This window comes from Uliginosibacterium sangjuense, assembly GCF_059132465.1.
Window position 1 is genome coordinate 3673418 of the sequence record NZ_CP101132.1, and the last position, 16782, is coordinate 3690199.

15 protein-coding genes and 1 pseudogene are annotated in these 16782 nt (G+C 53.0%); all 16 read right to left on the reverse strand.

The window, feature by feature from the left end; genetic code table 11:
* Window position 1: 1 nt before the first annotated feature.
* Window positions 2-892: a glycosyltransferase family 2 protein gene (locus NMB43_RS16945; protein WP_494349342.1), complete on the reverse strand. Its 891-nt coding sequence runs from the start codon at window positions 890-892 to the stop codon at window positions 2-4.
* Complete coding sequence (locus tag NMB43_RS16950; RefSeq protein WP_494349343.1) at window positions 889-2061, reverse strand: glycosyltransferase family protein; 1173 nt, start codon at window positions 2059-2061, stop codon at window positions 889-891. The genes NMB43_RS16945 and NMB43_RS16950 overlap by 4 nt, the downstream gene beginning before the upstream one ends.
* Window positions 2054-3370, reverse strand: a complete 1317-nt coding sequence (locus NMB43_RS16955) for a rhamnosyltransferase WsaF family glycosyltransferase (RefSeq protein WP_494349344.1) — start codon at window positions 3368-3370, stop codon at window positions 2054-2056. The genes NMB43_RS16950 and NMB43_RS16955 overlap by 8 nt, the downstream gene beginning before the upstream one ends.
* A 22-nt stretch (window positions 3371-3392) precedes the next feature.
* Window positions 3393-4286, reverse strand: a complete 894-nt coding sequence (locus tag NMB43_RS16960; RefSeq protein WP_494349345.1) for a class I SAM-dependent methyltransferase — start codon at window positions 4284-4286, stop codon at window positions 3393-3395.
* Window positions 4287-4312: 26 nt separating this feature from the next.
* On the reverse strand, window positions 4313-5227 hold the full coding sequence (locus tag NMB43_RS16965) for a Wzt carbohydrate-binding domain-containing protein (RefSeq protein ID WP_494352163.1): 915 nt from the start codon (window positions 5225-5227) through the stop codon (window positions 4313-4315).
* Window positions 5216-5524, reverse strand: a pseudogene (locus tag NMB43_RS16970) (ABC transporter ATP-binding protein); the annotation flags it as partial. The gene NMB43_RS16965 and the pseudogene NMB43_RS16970, both read right to left, overlap by 12 nt.
* 193 nt (window positions 5525-5717) lie before the next feature.
* Window positions 5718-6551: an ABC transporter permease gene (locus tag NMB43_RS16975; RefSeq protein WP_494349346.1), complete on the reverse strand. Its 834-nt coding sequence runs from the start codon at window positions 6549-6551 to the stop codon at window positions 5718-5720.
* A gap of 206 nt (window positions 6552-6757) precedes the next feature.
* Window positions 6758-7936: a glycosyltransferase gene (locus NMB43_RS16980; protein WP_494349347.1), complete on the reverse strand. Its 1179-nt coding sequence runs from the start codon at window positions 7934-7936 to the stop codon at window positions 6758-6760.
* A 77-nt stretch (window positions 7937-8013) separates the two neighbouring features.
* Window positions 8014-9159 (reverse strand): glycosyltransferase family 4 protein, encoded by a 1146-nt coding sequence (locus NMB43_RS16985; protein ID WP_494349348.1) that lies wholly within the window; start codon window positions 9157-9159, stop codon window positions 8014-8016.
* On the reverse strand, window positions 9156-10049 hold the full coding sequence (locus tag NMB43_RS16990) for a GDP-mannose 4,6-dehydratase (RefSeq protein ID WP_494349349.1): 894 nt from the start codon (window positions 10047-10049) through the stop codon (window positions 9156-9158). Before NMB43_RS16990 ends, NMB43_RS16985 begins: the two co-directional genes overlap by 4 nt.
* Window positions 10050-10051: 2 nt before the next feature.
* Window positions 10052-11086, reverse strand: coding sequence for a GDP-mannose 4,6-dehydratase (gene gmd / locus NMB43_RS16995; protein ID WP_494349350.1), 1035 nt, complete (start codon window positions 11084-11086; stop codon window positions 10052-10054).
* A 117-nt stretch (window positions 11087-11203) separates the two neighbouring features.
* Window positions 11204-11980: a class I SAM-dependent methyltransferase gene (locus tag NMB43_RS17000; protein WP_494349351.1), complete on the reverse strand. Its 777-nt coding sequence runs from the start codon at window positions 11978-11980 to the stop codon at window positions 11204-11206.
* A 10-nt stretch (window positions 11981-11990) separates the two neighbouring features.
* Window positions 11991-12302, reverse strand: coding sequence for a hypothetical protein (locus NMB43_RS17005; protein ID WP_494349352.1), 312 nt, complete (start codon window positions 12300-12302; stop codon window positions 11991-11993).
* 124 nt (window positions 12303-12426) lie between these two features.
* Window positions 12427-13395 (reverse strand): glycosyltransferase family 2 protein, encoded by a 969-nt coding sequence (locus NMB43_RS17010; RefSeq protein WP_494349353.1) that lies wholly within the window; start codon window positions 13393-13395, stop codon window positions 12427-12429.
* Window positions 13396-13528: 133 nt separating this feature from the next.
* Complete coding sequence (locus NMB43_RS17015) at window positions 13529-15805, reverse strand: hypothetical protein (RefSeq protein WP_494349354.1); 2277 nt, start codon at window positions 15803-15805, stop codon at window positions 13529-13531.
* A gap of 46 nt (window positions 15806-15851) precedes the next feature.
* Entirely contained in the window at window positions 15852-16652 is an 801-nt protein-coding gene (locus tag NMB43_RS17020; RefSeq protein ID WP_494349355.1) for a class I SAM-dependent methyltransferase, read from the reverse strand.
* Window positions 16653-16782 lie beyond the last annotated feature (130 nt).

A 16782-nucleotide genomic window follows, 5' to 3' on the forward strand; every position in this document is an offset into this window, starting at 1 on the left:
CTTATCTAATTCGCCCGCCTCTATCGAGCACTCCGTGGACTATGCCCAGCAACATCATGCCGCAATGTCTAGCTCGTGGAGCTGTCATCAGCGAATAGAAGAAAAACTTCAGCACGAGTCGGTAGCCATCGACAAGTTTCCACATCAAGGGCAAACCATGCCACAGATACATCCGGACGGCATTACGAAAGTGATAATAATGGCGCAACGGCGAATGGACAGGATATCGTTTCCCCAAGAACAAAACGGGCTCGTCACCTAGCTGATGATGCATGAACGCACCGCAGTGGCCGAAAGACTGGTAACCGCGCATTCCAGCCCGCAGCCCCCACTCAATGTCCACGTAGTCGATGAACAGGCTATCGTCCATGCCACCAACCGCTTCAATTGCATCGACGGGGATGAGGCAGCCTGAGGAGATCAAATAATCGACAGACTGGACATCCTGCGCACCGAAGCACTGGCCTCGCACCACCCTAAAATTTTCTATTCGAATGAACGGTATGTCGTTGTGCTGGCGCGAATCTAGGTAACGCGGGCCAACCGCCGCCACCTTAATACCGCTTTCGACGAGACGCACGGCTGCAGCATACAGAGCAGCAACCATACCTTCTGCTGGTACGCTGTCCTGATCGAACAGCACAACATGCGTCGCACCGCCCTCCATCGCCCGCCGAATACCGATATTCTGCGCTGCTGCGATACCAAGATTGTCACCGAGTGCGACGAAATCAACCTGCGACTGACCAACCCAATCTCGAACCGACTCGTCGGAACCGTTATCGACCACCACCGTTCGCCCAACCTGGGATTGCAAGGCCGCTACCAAACGCGCCAGCTCCGAACGATCAGGGTGGAAAGTGACGATCACGGCCCAGACGGAAGGCGTCATGCAAGTGCCCCCAGTACGCGTTCGATGCACGCCCGCTGCGACTCCCAGCCATACTTGGTCCTAACTGCTTCACGTGCCAAGCAGGCCATCCGCGCATAGTCGAACTCTTCCATCATGACTGCAGTGAGCCAGCGTTCCCACTCATGATCGTGGCAAAGATATCCCGATTCGCCATGCGAGATAGAGCCGGCGTAGGTAAAACTGCGTGAAGCAATGCTGTTTGTTCCCACTGCAGCCGCCTCAAAGAACTTCAATTCCGATTTACAGTTAGTAAAATCGTTGTTCTGCAGCGGCATTAGGTTGAAATCCACCACACTGATCAAACGCTGCAGGTTGACGTAGTCGTGAAAAGGGTATTTGACGACTCGATCACCATATTTCTGCAGCTCTGGAGGTATAGAAATAAAACCAACCACAGCCACCCTTGCCTGCTCAAAATTCGCCAGCAAACGCCCTAGCGCAGGAACGACCAGGGCGAAGTCACGATTGTGCGAAGGCGAGCCGCTGAAATAACCAAAACAGACATCTCGAGTGCGGCGGAAACCGCTACGCGACTTGTGGTCGAAGATGCAGTCTGAGATCGCCAACTGCTCCCGGTTCATGAAATTAGGAATGATGAATACGTCGAGCCCTGAATGGCGGCGTATTTTCTCACCCAGATAAGCATTGGTGGTAATTGCAGCATCGCACAGAGCAAGAACCTGTCCGATTCGCGAGGAATAGGCGAACCAGTCGTCCCATACCCTGGGGTTGTCCAGATCTTGGTTCAGCGTATCGAGAATGAGATGGGCATAATTGACATCAAAAACCATGTCATCGACGTCGAATACCACTTTTTTCCCGCGCAGACGGAAAGCATTGATCAGCCGTGCCACCCGATGATCGTAACGAACGCGACAGATCACCAGCAGGTCAGCCGCCTTGGCAATTTCCTCCGCGTACTCAATGTCATCAAGGAAGAAATACGCGGCCGACCAGTCCTTACCGTCTGGCGCTTCATTGAGCACCTGCGCCATATTGTAGACGCGATAACGAAAAGTACTGTTGTCGGCCTTCTCGTAGAAATAGGCCACCCGCCGCACTCGATTGGTCAGCATCCGGAACCGGGATGGCAGGTCTTGCGCCCATGGCTCAAGATAGTCGGCAGGGCTGACAAACGCCTCAAACAAATCGAGCCTCCAGGACCTCAATCACCGAATCGAAAGCCTGTGTCCAGTTTGCCGCAAGCTTACTCGGCACGTCCTGCAGAGGAGGCGCATCGCCCACAGCAGTGAACTTCTTCAGCACCCCCGTTAGCGCCTGGGCGAGGGCATCCACTTCAGGCTCGGCGGTAATAATGCGGTTTGAATAGTTGCTCAGATCGCCCTTACAGCCCCAGGTGTTGGTGACCACGTAACCGCCACTGACTGCAATATCGAAAGGAGGATAGCTGGGGTGCGGAGTCGCCATCAGGCATAAGCCGACATCGACCAAGCCAACCAACTCGGCATACTGTCCCCAACTAAGCCCCTGCCTGATCTGAGGGCTCGTCCCATCTGAAAAGCGAAGTTCAGGGATGTCTTTGCCGACAAACACGATCTCCCATTCCCGCGTGTTCAGAGAACCATCGCGAACACACTTGTCGAGCACATCGATACCCAGGAAGAAGAGATTGCGCAGATTGTTGGGCCGCGCATAGAAAACCAAGCGACGACGTGCACCGGCTTGGCGTGGCCTACGGTGGAACAGTTCTCGCGAAAATGCGGGCTCGAAGGAGAGGCCGTCGGTCTCCAGACGCTCAAGGCCAGACTCGCAGAGATGTCGCATCAACAGGGAAGTATTGACCAGTGTCCTGAGGCCGGGTGTCCGCATGACTTGCTCGCAACGCAACTGCTCGTCACCGGCCGCATAAAACATGCGTTCATCTTCCTGCAGCAAATAAGTAACGCGCTCCAAGGGTATGGCGGCGAGGGTAGCGGCCGTAGTCCACCAAGACGTCGTAACGAAGCGATCGTTATCTCGCAGTCCCAGTTGATACCTCTTGTCGTAATAAGGCGCGAAGATGCATTCGATGGCGCCATCGAACCTAACTGCATTGGCTTGCAAAAGTGCCCCCACCGCGCTCGCATCGGCCCTGTCGGTGCGTGTGACGATGCGTAACGACGACTGAGTGCGCTGAGCAAGAAGCGCCCCCAGGATCAGCGCTGTCCCGACTCCTCCGAACAGGCTGCTCGCCCCCACACTATCGGTAACGATGTTGATGCGACGCCCCTCACCGGGGTCTGGAAACACCCGCAATGGTGCAAGCGCTGGAAACCGATTGTTGATCAGTTCGCTTGCAGACTGGACACTCGAGGCCTTTCTAACCGCGGCGTCCTGCCCTGGGCTCTCGCCCCGTCCGGTCAGCTTACGGAACAACAATGCGCCCGTTGCGCGACCACCATACTGGTCGTAATAACAAAGTACACGGTAGAGCGCATCAATACATTTTCTGATCACAATATCATTTCCAAACTAATTCTCAAGCGCGGCGGAAGCCAAACTTTCGCAGAACGCATTGCACCAGGACCCACGCCCGATATGGCCAAAGGGAACGAAGATGCTGATTTTCTATCACGAGCTCCCGGATCTCTTTGGCCTGTTTTTCAATGGTCTGGGTCTGCTCACCACAATGGCGCTCGAATTGCGTGATGCGCCAGGCCAATTGGTAGCGCGAGGAAATCTGCTCAAAGAATGCCTGACAAGTTGCACTCTCCTCGGGCTTCGTGGAGCTTGCGACAAGCGCGCGCAGCGCTTCAGGAAAACCGGTACCGACCAAGACGACCCCAAGGCCCGAGGAATGCGGAAACTCGAACCAGGGATAGCGGGCCTTCAATTCCTCCCAGAACTGATAGACACCAAAGCCGTCCGCGCGCACCGTGATGTCATGAAAGAGGACTACCGCCCGCTCAGACAAAACAGGAAGCCAAGTCTCGAAGTCATGCCGCACTGCCTCGTAGGTATGCAAACCGTCAATATGGAGAAGGTCCACCTCACCGGCCGAGAAGCGCTTTCTCGCATCGTCGAATGTCTCACGCAAGAGAGTCGAAAATGCACTGTAGTCTCGCTCGTTGCGCGCGCGCACTGACTCATACACATGCTCGGCATAAGAGCCAGCATGCGCGTCACCCTCCCATGTATCCACCGCGAAGCATTTGGACCCCACCCCCAAAGCCTTGACCGCCTCGCACATGGCGAAGTACGAGTGCCCAAAGTGCGCCCCCAGCTCTACGATGCGCTGTGGCCGAAGCACATCAACCAGCCAGGTTGCAAATGCGACATGCCCAAACCAAGCACTCGGCTGCGCAGGCAGCTCCACATTGAGCAACAGACCCGCGGGCGTGGAGAACGGCAAGCTGCTAGAATCGTTTGTCATACGACTACTACTCTCTGTGAGGTGCTTCAGCGAAAGAAGACGCGGTTCATCGGCAAACCGACGAGCCCGTGAGAAACGGACGACGACACCGACTTGAATACGAGTGCATCGTGCACCCAGTGATGCTGGACGTGATCTTCCTGAGTGCCCTCAGCAATCGCCACGGTAATGCTGTAGTCACCAGGGGGAAGAATCGGCATGACAAATTCGAAGCAGGCGCTGAAATCGCTCCCCGCCGCAAATTCGACCCTGCTGGAAAGATGCGACAGAAACGTGTTGTCTCCGAACAGGTACTGCCCTAAGCGATCCCGCACCAAGAAGCCCACGATAGGGCTCACGATATTTTGTACTGCCAGGCATTCGACAGCGAGCGTCACCGTCTCGCCCCCCACCGCGGCTGATAACGGCAGCCCGCATTCATCCTCGATCTGGACGTTGCGGATCAACGCCCCCTCCAGTCCTGTGGCCTGAGAGTCCGGATCAAACTCAAAAATCTCAATATCATTGCGATACTTGGAGTAATTGAGAAAGTCCAGGCGCATGTCGCGTTTGCGCAAAGCTTGCCCCGATGGCTGCGTAAGCACATTGCCAACCTTCGCGTCCGGTGGCCCTGCGGGCTTGTCGCCCGGCTCCACGCTATCTGCCGAGGCCAGACTGTTCATGGAAACCAGTTGCTCAGTCAGGTAAGCATCGGAAATCTCCTTCGCCGGCCCGATGCCCCGCACCGCTCCACGATCCAGCCAAATGGCGCGGCTGCACAATCCAAGCACTGCAGAAGTGTCATGACTGACAAACAACACCGTTCCGTGCTTCATAAAAGCGCGCAAGAACCGCATGCACTTCTGCACAAAGAAGGCGTCACCAACAGCCAATGCCTCATCGACAACCAAGATGTCTGCATCTACGTGGGCGATAACAGCGAAGGCCAGGCGGACGTACATACCGCTGGAATATGTTTTTACAGGCTGATCGATATGTTCGCCGATATCTGCGAACTTCACGATTCGCTCGAAACGCTCTTCGATCTGTGTCTTCGACAACCCGTAGATAGCCGCACTCAACGCGACATTCTCGCGGCCAGTGAACTCTGGATTGAAGCCCGCGCCCAATTCAAGCAGCGCAGCCACCTTGCCATGAATCGCAATTTCGCCCTCGTCGGGATGCAAAGTCCCGCAGATCATCTGCAACAGGGTGGACTTGCCAGACCCATTCTTGCCGATGATGCCGACCGTCTCCCCTTTGGCAATAGAAAACGTCACGGATCGAAGCGCCCAGAACTCCGAGTAGGCCTTGCGCAAAGGCCTTCCAGTCAAGCGAGTACGTAATACCCTCAGGCAATGCAGGATGATGTCGGCGGGACGGCGAAAGATGTGATAACACTTGCCAAGATTCCTGACCTCGATCGCGGCCTGGGTGCCTACCGAAGTATTCTCAGACGACATTTGCAAACCACTTTCGGGTGCGCTGGAACCAGGCATAGCCCAACCAAGCGAATAGCAGACTCCCCACCATGCTGATGCTCCAAGCCTGCCAACGTAGTCCATAACCGTAAGTCAGGACGCCCCGAATCTCCTCGATGACGTACCCAAGAGGATTGAGCAACATGAGAGGCTGCAGAGCAGCCGGTAGCGCGGATACTGGGTAGAACAGCGGTGACATGAACATCAGGATCGAACACGCCACTCCAACAACCTGACCTAAATCCCGGATAAAGACGCCTACTGAAGACAACAGCCACACGCAACCAAGTACAGCTACCACAAGAGGCAGCAAGGCGAGGGGCAGCAGCAACACCGTAAGCGGCAACGAGTGATTCACCACAAGCTGCAACGCCAGTAACAAGCAGAAGCCAATGCCGGCATTGACCAGAGCCCCCGCCACACACACAGGGGCAAGAATATGCAGGGGAAATACCACTTTCTTTACGTAGGTGGCATGCGACACCACCAACAAAGGTGCTTTGTTAACGGCCTCTGAAAAAATGTTAAATACCAGCAGCCCGGTGTAGAGCAGCACCGAGTACTGAATCATCGAAATTTCGCCCCCTACACTTCCCCAGCGCGGCTTGAAGACAAAACCGAACACGAAGGTATAAACCGACAACATTAGCAGCGGGTACAGCACTGCCCAGGCGACGCCGAAGAACGATCCGCGATAGCGCCCAACAACTTCACGCAAAGTGAGTTCGAAAATCAGGCGCCGATGCGCGACCAGCGAATGAAGGAGGTCCCGCGGATGAATGCTGAGTGTCTTGTGTGGATTCATTGCATCTACCGAGCGCATCGAAACCTGAGCCTGAATGGAGCGCCCAATCAGTAAGAGGGGGTGCGTGCGCTCCTTAACCCAAGCACACGGCACCGTCTCGATGGCAGGCGGGACTATACCGCATCCCTCTTCGACTCCACACATGCGCCCGCACCGAGCATGCTGCATTCGCCGCCGCCGGGCACCCAAGGCTCAGTCTGGGTAAGTCAGGGGCCGAGGGCGGCCTGGCGCACGGACAAGGACTCAGCAGTCTCGGCACGAGGGTCGCCGGACACCGAACGTCCGCTGACCCTTGAGTAGAGCTCAAAATAGCGCCGGCCCACATCATCCGCGTGGAAGAACTCCAGGCACCGCTTGCGCGCGGCCAGCCCCATTTTTCTCGCCTCTTCCGGATGTTCGACTAACAACATCATGGCATTCGCTAGCGAAACCGGATCGCCGGGCGGAACAACGAGCCCGGTCTGACGATGAACATTGACGAACGAAGTCCCTGTGCCAATTTCGGTAGAAATCAGGGGTCGCCCAGAGATGGCCCCCTCTAGGAGCGTCACACCGAAGGCCTCCGCCCGCAAATGCGAAGGAAATACCACCCCACAAGCTACGGAAAGCAACGCAAACTTATCCTCATTGCTGATGTGACCGAGGAAATGCACGTTCGGCGCCCCTTCAGCGAGACGTTTGAGCCTATCACGTTCCGGCCCATCCCCCGCGATCACGACTTGAGTACCACTGATGCGTGCCGCAGCAATCAGGAACTCAAGCCCCTTGTAGTACCGCAACACACCAACGAAAAGGAAGAATGGCATAGCGAAGCGCCTTGACCAACGCGCCTTGAGCACCTCGTCCCCAGGCGGAATGGCGTCGGGATCTATGCCAAGAGGAATAACTTCGATCGGCTTGCGAAGCTTGGTCAGAAACGGACTGGTAAGCGCGTAGACCTGGGAGGTCGCCACGACCGCCTTGGCTTTCGAGAAGAAACGCTGCCGCAAGGGCGCATAGAGTAGCTCGATGGACCTCTGTCGAACGATATCCGAATGATAAGTAATGATATAGGGTTTGCCAGCGGCACCAGTAAGCGCAAGCAAATCCCCAAACGGCCACGGATAGTGGAAGTTGATAACGTCATAATTATCAGCAAGACGTCTAAACGAGAGCAGCGTGCGTGGAGACGCCATGTCGCACGAAGCAATCTCCAGGATGCTTCTCGCCTGGTAGATACTCCCTTCTGACGTATGAATGCGCTCGGGCAGCGGGCGCTTCGCCAAGGCAAATACGTCACACTCCGCGCCAGCACGCCACAACCCTCGTGACTGCTGCAGGATCGCCTCCTGCAACCCCCCTTGTGTCTCGGGGTAATAAGTGCGGTAGACCTGCAGTACACGCAAGGGACGGTCCGTCAGCACGGAATCAGACGATCTATTCGCCATATGCGGAACCCGAAAAGGGGATCTCAAGATTGAAGTTATGAAAGCGACCGAAACACCGCCATCGTTTCACACGCTGTCCGATCCCAGGAAAACTGTGCCGCACGTACCGGTCCTGCAGCCGCGGCCTCTCGGCACCAATCATCATCCTCAAGGGCTCGCTCTAATGCATTGGTCAATGCTGGCACATCCAAAGGGTGGTGCATAGCAGCAACCTCTCCGACCACCTCGGGAAGTGAAGACGTGTTGGAGCACACCACAGGCACCCCTGACGCCATAGCCTCCAGCGCGGGCAGGCCGAAGCCCTCATACAGTGATGGGAAAGCGAAAACCCGCGCGCCCGAGAATATGACAGGCAGATCGCCAGAAGAAACATAGCCCAAGTATCGCGCCCATCCGGCAGCTCGGGCACGCGCGAGACGTTCATGTAGGTCAGCGCCGCCCCACCCGTCGAAACCGATGATCACGAGTGGATAATTTCCACGCAACCCCAGCGGAATTCGCTCGTATGCATCCAACAAGGAAATCAGATTCTTACGGGGCTCAACCGTACCGACGAAGAGCGCATAGCCGCGCGGACGAAGCCCATGCGCTGAGAGAACGTTCTGCATCTCCAAAACGGCCCGAGGCCGAAACACTGGATCACATGCCAAGGGCACCACTCGGAGCCGGGCCTCAGACAAACCAAATTCCGCAATGATCTCCTGCCGGACATACTCGGAATCGCAGATCAATACGCTGCTACGCTCAATGGCCAAGGGAAGCTCCTTGCGCATGTAGCGCACCCGCTCCGCCGGATGACACTCGGGATGTCGGAAGATAGACAAATCATGGAATGTCGACACGCAGGGTCCTGCATGAGGCGGCACGTAATAATTCGGCCCATGGAAGATATAGTCAGCATGATTCTTAAGGAGACGGCGCTTTAGGCGAGACGACACAGCACGATAAATTTCGACCGTCATGTCGCTCTTCAGCAAGAGGGGCGTCAGCGAGCGCGGGCAACCGCCTCCACCAGGCGGTGAATCAAGGGCTGGCAGATCCGCATACAAACGATGTCCCATCAAGTAACGCACCGAGCTGAACTCGTCCGCCTGGCGGAAGCGCCGAGCCAACTCGAATGCGTAGCGACCAATGCCCGTCAGGGGCGGGCGAATCGCATCCGCCCCAAAGATCAACTTCATCGAGGCGCGTGGTACATCCAAGCCAATGTCTCTTCCAAGGGAGGTACGGACCAATCACCGATGACGCTACGCAACTTATCTGCGTTGCCGCACAGGGAACGCACCTCGTTGGCGCGAACGAAAGCGGGATTCGTCCTGACTGCAATCTGATACCCAGCCAGATTTTCTGACAACGAGATCAAATCACGCAGAGAAGTCAGGCGCCCGGAACACACATTGAATGCCTCACCCACTGGGGCCGCCTCAATGAGGCGACGATATGCATTCACCACGGCGCGAACGTCGTTGAAGTCGCGAAAGACATCCAGGCTCCCCAACTCAATCTCCCGGGCGCCGCGGCGAAAATGCGAGATGATCTTGGGAATCAAGAAACTCTCGCTTTGGCCTATTCCAGTGTAATTAAAAGGCCGCGCGATGACGATGGGCAGTTTCTCCGTCCACAACCGCGCCATGTACTCCATTGCCAGCTTGCTGACCGCATAATCATTAGCCGGAGATGGAGCCACGGTCTCGGAAATCACCCCGGCGGTTGAATTTCCATAGATGTTGGCGCTACTCGCCAACAGCACACAATCCAGAGCCTTTGCCTCCGCCGCCAGCGCTTCAAGCAGATTGCGCGTGCCCACTAGGTTCACGTCATAAAACGCCTTGGCGTTTCCATGCCCCACAAAGGCCACGCCTGCTAGGTGGATGACCGCCTGCGGTTGAACCTCCGCCACCATTTCCCGCAAACCCTGGCTGTCATCCAGATCAAGCACCCGGTGCCGCGGAAAATTAGAAGGCCGGCCACCAAACCCGTGGACTTCCCATCCCGCCACCTCCAGCTCACGAGCCATGTAATACCCCGTGAAACCATCAAGGCCCGTCACCAACGCACGCTGCAGTGTCATGCTCAGAATGAGAAACCAGTTTCGTTACGGCGCAGATCGGCCTGAACCATCATGAGGCACAATTCTTCCAAAGTCGTTTTGGGCTCCCAGCCCAGCTTCTCCTTGGCCTTGGCCGGATTGCCAATCAGCAGATCAACCTCGGCCGGGCGATAAAACTTAGGATTCACACGCACCAGCGTCTTGCCCGTCCTGCGGCAAACGCCTTTCTCATTCTCCGCCGCGCCACTCCAATCCAGTTCAACGTCCACTGCCTTGAATGCCATGGACACGAAATCTCGCACCGTCTCGGTTCGATTGGTGGCCAGCACATAAGTATCCGGTTCATCCACCTGCAGCATGCGCCACATTCCATCGACGTATTCCTTGGCGAAACCCCAGTCGCGCTTGGCGTCCATATTTCCCAGTTCCAGCAGATCAAGTTTACCGAGCTTGATCTTGGCCACCGAGTCGGTGATCTTACGCGTAACGAACTCGCGGCCGCGCAGCGGGGACTCGTGATTGAACAGAATTCCCGAGCAGCCAAAGATATCGTAGGACTCCCGGTAATTCACCGTCATCCAGTGTGCATATAGCTTCGCCACCCCATAAGGGCTGCGCGGATAGAAAGGCGTGGATTCAACTTGCGGAATTGCCTGTACCTTGCCGAACATCTCGGACGTGGATGCCTGGTAGAAGCGGGTCTTCGGATTGACGATACGAATCGCCTCCAGCAGATTCACTGCGCCCACACCAGTGATCTCGGCAGTCGTAATCGGCTGCTCGAACGAGACACCAACAAAGCTCTGTGCGGCGAGGTTGTAAACCTCGGTTGCGCCCGTCGTTTGCAGCAAGCGAATACTGGAAGACAAATCAGTCAGGTCATACTCGACCAGATGAAGGTTGGGGTGCTTGTGAACGCCCAACTCCTCCATTCGCCAGAAATTCACTGAACTTGTGCGGCGGAAGGTGCCATAAACCCTATAACCCTTCTCCAACAATAGTTCACTCAAATACGCGCCGTCCTGGCCTGTAACCCCCGTCACAACCGCGATTCTCACAACCCGCCCCTCCCAAGATACATAATATATACATCACATAAACAACAATATGCGATCACGAGTTCGCTCTCATCAAAAAGTTCGGCGCAAACACACAATTCAATGATGCCACGCAATCTATGATTTTTTCCACAAGCTAATCGTAGCGAAAGAAAGCTTTTTACCGATCCAGTTTGACCAAAACAACCTGTCAAAATAGAACAGAGTTCTCACAACAAAAGCCCCACCCCTGTTCAAACCAGGAAACGCATCAGGGTTATAATAAAGAACATAGGCCAACAAACCAGGAAATACCTCATCAACCTTAACCAATCCGGCATCAGAGAACATTCGATTCAAATCTTCGTAGTTAAAGCCCTGCTCGGTGTCGTCATCAAAAAAAGAATTATTAGCGTAAATTTTCCGCCGCACCCACCTAGAAATAAAATTATTATGGGTCGGCTCAAAACTCAAGAACAATCCACCGGGTAAAATCGCAGAATTCAAATTTCTCACAACCTCACCGGCCCGGGAGTAGACGTGATGAAGCCCACCAATCAACACAACCAGATCAAACAAATCGCCATCAGGCTTATATGCCGTAACATCGCCCCAACGAATATCCAGACCCGGATTCGCACGCCGGGCGATTTCAACCATATTTTCACTGTAGTCAAAACCAGAGTACTTCAATCCGGCGATAAAGTACTTGGAAACTATTTCATGCCCTTCAGCCATGCCGCACATAGGCTCGAGAACACTGGTGGCATTTGTAAATTCGGATCTATTTCTTGAGGCGAACGACTCCCATATCAGATGCTTAAGCAAAAGGTGATTTGGGTTTTTCCTGGCCGAGTAATAAGCATCCGCAATTCCGTTAAAATGCTCTCGCTGCTTCTCAATAAGATCATTCATTTACAAAAACCTATTTATCTACAGTTATCAAAACGATACCTGAAAGAACCAAAACCACGCCAACAATATGAACAACTGAAATTGGCTCTGAAAGTAAAAAATAGCCTGCAAGAATACTACCCACCATTATAGCGCCGGAGGCAACAGGAAAAGCGACAGAAAGCGGCATCAGCCTAAGCACCACCATCCATAGCAACGCCCCAAATGCATAAAGAAAAAAGCCAAACAAAAATGAATACGATTTCCACGTAGCAGCAGCCTTAATTAGATAGAGCCCGCAGCAGCTCACAAATACATACAAAACAAACAATAATAATCTCATCTGCGTCTAGCCCACATAGAAAACACATCCACCGCGCCAGCAAAAGTTGGCACCGACGCTACTCCGTGGGAAATAGTTTTAATAACACCCCCACGCCAACCAACAAAGACACTGGCGAAGAAAATCAATCTGGAGTCAGTACGCTATCTACCAGATACCTGGGCCTTGACTTTACCTCCATATATATCTTACCAACATACTCTCCGACGATTCCTATTGATAGCATCAGCGCACCGCCAAGCAAGTAAAGCGGAACGGTAACAGACGCCCATCCGGGCAATGCTCTCCCCAAGCACACAACACCCAATGCGTAGAGCGCTAACAACGATGAAGCAATTGACACCACAGCGCCAAGCCAAGTGATAATCCTTAACGGAACTATCGAAAATGAAGTTACGCCATTCCAAGCCAATGCAAACATCTTGCGGAGTGTATATTTACTCTTCCCAGCCATTCTCGGATTGAGATCGTAGGAAACCGTCGAAATCTTACTGTGAAGCAACGGTTGAAGTCCTCGCAAAAACACGAGTTTTTCTGGAAAAAGCGAGAGGCTGTGCAAAACCTTAGAAGACATCAGCCGACAGTCGGCATGATTTTCAAACAAATCGACGCCCATTGCGCGCATGGACTTATAGAAAATTTTTGCTGTCACATTTTTGAATACTGAATCAGAGTCTCGCGTTCTCTTGACCCCTAAAACAATCTCTGAACCTTCCTTGAAATCATCAATCATTCTTGGTATGGCAGACAAATCATCTTGTAGATCCGCATCAATACTGATCGCGGCGTCGCACTTTCCAGTTACATATGCAAGCCCTGCCAAAAGTGCATTCTGATGGCCTGCATTTCGTGCGAGACGCAACCCTCGAATATAACCGCACCCTCCTTGAACCGATGCCTGGATAATATTCCAAGTATCGTCAGATGATCCGTCATCTACAAATAGCACGAAACTTCGCTTATCGCACTTTCCGGACTCGGCGAGATCATCCAGCAAAGAGATGAGCTTTGACGCGGAGGTCTTTAACACATCCTGCTCATTAAAACATGGAGCAACAATTGCCAGAACAACCCCAGAGTTATTCGCGTTCATCCCTATTCCTTAAAACAACAAAGACTTCTCTTTGCTCGGACTATACTTAAGCGTGGGCTATCGCCACAAAACAGGATGCGATAACCACTTACTCAGTTTTGTTCTACAAATACCCATTCACATTCTTCAATCATCAATCACTGATTGCGTGGTTCTCTTCACCATCCATTACTGCGCATCTGGTTGGAAAAAGGCATATCAACGCCACTAACATAACCAGTGAAACCACGGCAGCCAATACTCCAGTCAAGAACGAATTGGGTACGTAGTTCATTTCTACCGTACTCAGCCCCTTGCCAATGGGTACAGCGCGGATTGCGTGATTAACGCGAAGTACATCTGCCGACCGCTGATTTACCCATGCCCGCCATCCTGGATACCAAGTATCCGCCACGACAAGAAACGCTTCTGTCGATGAGTTTGTCAAAACCTTCATTGAGTTCGGCGATTCGCTTTCGATGACCGCCACCCCTTTGCACTTGTCATCGCCCAGAACAGCGCCACCGCTGTCACCAATTAGCAACGCACTCTCGTCCAGAGAAACTGTGCTGGCATTCCTGTAGTGAATCGCTGTCAGTAGCGCGTTTTCGTCCTTTAAGAAGGAAAGATTGCAAACTACCCGCACTCGAGGTAGAACAAATAAATTCTCGAATACAACTTCATCTCCATACGCCTTGACGTACCTCCATCTTGTCTTATCAAGATTCAGGCTCTCTAGCTCGTTTGTTCTAACGCTGATGTATTTAACTGAAAGAATGTCAAAGCCTCGACTCGTTAACTGTAACGGCTCTCTCCTTGTCCAACCCCCGTTTGTAACGCCCGACAATTCCGACATGGGTCTGTTAATCAGAGGGCCATACCAACCTAATGCCCTCAAGCCGAACTGTCGGCTCTGGTCTGGCTCAAAGACGTGTGACTGCCATCCATCCATGCCAAGTACACGGAAATTTCTACCAATCTGGCCACTGAAGTCGCGAGCCCATTCCGGCTCAACAAGCTTTTCCTGATTTCCAGGAGCATAGATGAACCAGGGAAATTGATAGCCGACAAAGGCGCATTGAGGTAGAAGCAATGCTGCAACCAACAAGAGCTTAACCGGTCCGCCAACATTAACCCGGGCTATAAAAACGGTACAGATTACAACCAGCAAAGAAAACATGACTGCAACGACCACTGGCTTGTGGAGCAAACCCAAACCTTCGCGTTGAACCAGCGAGCTCGGTGCAAACACAACAACACCGATTGAGATAAGTGTAAGAAATACAAACAGGACTATTCCCTTGACTATAGAGGTGGCATTTTTGCCGTCTAGTACAGACTGAAGGCCGTACGCAGATAGAACACTCAAGCCCAGACTTACCTCAAGCAAGTGACGGGATGGTGCCCGGAACTTGTTTAACAAAGGCGTACTTTGTGTAATCCAACCGAAGGGCTGTATTGCGTCCCCAAAGGAAAAGCAGATTGCAACAACAACAACAACCAACCAGAATTTTATATGGGCCGAGTCTTTAACTTTGGCAAATGATGCTATAAAAGATAGAAGGACGACAGCTGTAGGGATATAGAACAGTGTTTCACCGGCATAGACAGGCTTGATATATTCCTGAGCAAACCAACCATGCGGTGTAGACCCAAATACCAGAGGCAAGAACAACCCCGGCAGTTCTTTGATTGAAAGTGAATACTCAAACAGTTTGGTTGCATCCATGGTCTCTCTGAAAGTGTAAGAAACCAACTCGGACATCGGCAGCAGCATGGGGAATGCCATTCCAATGCCACAAGCCAGGGCAACCAGAACCGCAGCCAAGGCGCGGAGGTTTTTCAGTTCAATGGCAATGAAAATGCCATATGTCACAGTAAGAATTAATGCATACAGTACGACCTGCAGATGGCCGGCGAGGAACGCCATTGCCGTCGCCAAAGCCACTGAAAGCAAGCCAAGTTGTACAGGGCCCCTCGCTCTTGACAAAGACAGCTCTACTCCATACAAAAGCCACGGAAGCCAGACGACGCTGTGGATCATCGAGGTATGTGCCAAGTGCGTCATCATCCAGCCGCCCAAGACAAAAACAAGTGCCCCAAAACAGGCTACGCCTGATTGGTGCCGGCGAAGCAGGAATAAATACGCCCCTACATAGCCTATTAGGTACGCGGACAACACAAACAGGCTGAAGGAGGCGCCGATTGCGTGCATGATCAAACGAACCGGGTAGATTGGCATCGACACCACGTCCGCGATAATTGGCCAGCCCGCCGCCCAGTCACCCGACCAAAGCGAGAATCCCTGACCGTAGGCGGCAAACTGCCCATCCGAGCCGAACGTCTTGTCAAGCAAAAATATTGGCGAGAAGTACGCTATCACCAAAAGGGCGCCGAAAATTGGCCAGAGCACTCTATTGTTACTATTCATGATCTGTTTCTCTATTATTTCTCAACGTACAAATGACTGGCATCTATCACTTTTGAATTGCGACATAGAACCCTCGTACCAGAAGATCCTCTTCTTTGCAGCGAAGCTTTGACGAGGCAGCCATTCGGTTCAGATGTTTCTCATCAGCAGCATTCACACATCCGGACCATGAATCAATCTTAAAATTCGCTACACCGGCCATTTCCAATACCTCGACAAATCGCCTTTTGTATTCACTGCAGGGCACCCGATTCAGCCCATATATGAAGTCTGAGACTTCCCACTCGGCGGCGCCGGCCTTACGCATGTTGGCAACGAATTCATCCGTGTCTTGCAACAGATGCGCCCAAGGTTCCTTGACATAGTGGCTGAAATGATTCCCGGTATCCGCAGTCCAGACTGGATCAAATGTGATATAAGCCAGTCCTCCAGTTTTGAGCACTCGCAGTACTTCGCGCAGCGCCTGGAAAGGGTCCGGAATATGTTCAAACGCATTGTTTGACAACACCACGTCGAACAAACCATCCCGATACGGCAGGTCCATGGCGTCGTTTGCATGAAACTCAATGCGGGACAAATCCAGCGAACGCCCATTCCGTTCAAATTTTTCCTTCAGGAGCTTGGGAAACTGCCCACCGTACTGCACCTGCACATCAACTATATCGGTGACAATGGTTTTCCTTGCAGAGCCTGATATCAATCCTCCGAGCACACCACCCGCGCCACCAATTTCAAGGACCAACGCGCCTGCAATATCTATCGGTAGTCCCGCGCGACGAATGCGATCTAGCATTGCTGATATAACAGCGTCCTTCTCAGAGAAGTCATCCTGCTCCGTATAGGTCATTCCATTGAACCCTGTTCAAATTATCAAAACTGGTGAAGTCCGCTGACAACTGTTCTATAAGGGTCTGATTTTCATTTCGTCGATATGCGATTGCGCCGAGTAAATACAATTCGTCGAGGCACCTTGCATA

Excerpts from the sequence above, each read along its gene's own strand:
- NMB43_RS16945 (WP_494349342.1), bottom strand. The coding sequence starts at position 892 with ATGACGCCTTCCGTCTGGGCCGTGATCGTCACTTTCCACCCTGATCGT.
- NMB43_RS16960 (WP_494349345.1), bottom strand. The coding sequence starts at position 4,286 with ATGACAAACGATTCTAGCAGCTTGCCGTTCTCCACGCCCGCGGGTCTG.
- NMB43_RS16965 (WP_494352163.1), bottom strand. The coding sequence starts at position 5,227 with ATGTACGTCCGCCTGGCCTTCGCTGTTATCGCCCACGTAGATGCAGAC.
- NMB43_RS16975 (WP_494349346.1), bottom strand. The coding sequence starts at position 6,551 with ATGAATCCACACAAGACACTCAGCATTCATCCGCGGGACCTCCTTCAT.
- NMB43_RS16985 (WP_494349348.1), bottom strand. The coding sequence starts at position 9,159 with ATGAAGTTGATCTTTGGGGCGGATGCGATTCGCCCGCCCCTGACGGGC.
- NMB43_RS16990 (WP_494349349.1), bottom strand. The coding sequence starts at position 10,049 with ATGACACTGCAGCGTGCGTTGGTGACGGGCCTTGATGGTTTCACGGGG.
- NMB43_RS17000 (WP_494349351.1), bottom strand. The coding sequence starts at position 11,980 with ATGAATGATCTTATTGAGAAGCAGCGAGAGCATTTTAACGGAATTGCG.
- NMB43_RS17005 (WP_494349352.1), bottom strand. The coding sequence starts at position 12,302 with ATGAGATTATTATTGTTTGTTTTGTATGTATTTGTGAGCTGCTGCGGG.
- NMB43_RS17010 (WP_494349353.1), bottom strand. The coding sequence starts at position 13,395 with ATGAACGCGAATAACTCTGGGGTTGTTCTGGCAATTGTTGCTCCATGT.
- NMB43_RS17015 (WP_494349354.1), bottom strand. The coding sequence starts at position 15,805 with ATGAATAGTAACAATAGAGTGCTCTGGCCAATTTTCGGCGCCCTTTTG.
- NMB43_RS17020 (WP_494349355.1), bottom strand. The coding sequence starts at position 16,652 with ATGACCTATACGGAGCAGGATGACTTCTCTGAGAAGGACGCTGTTATA.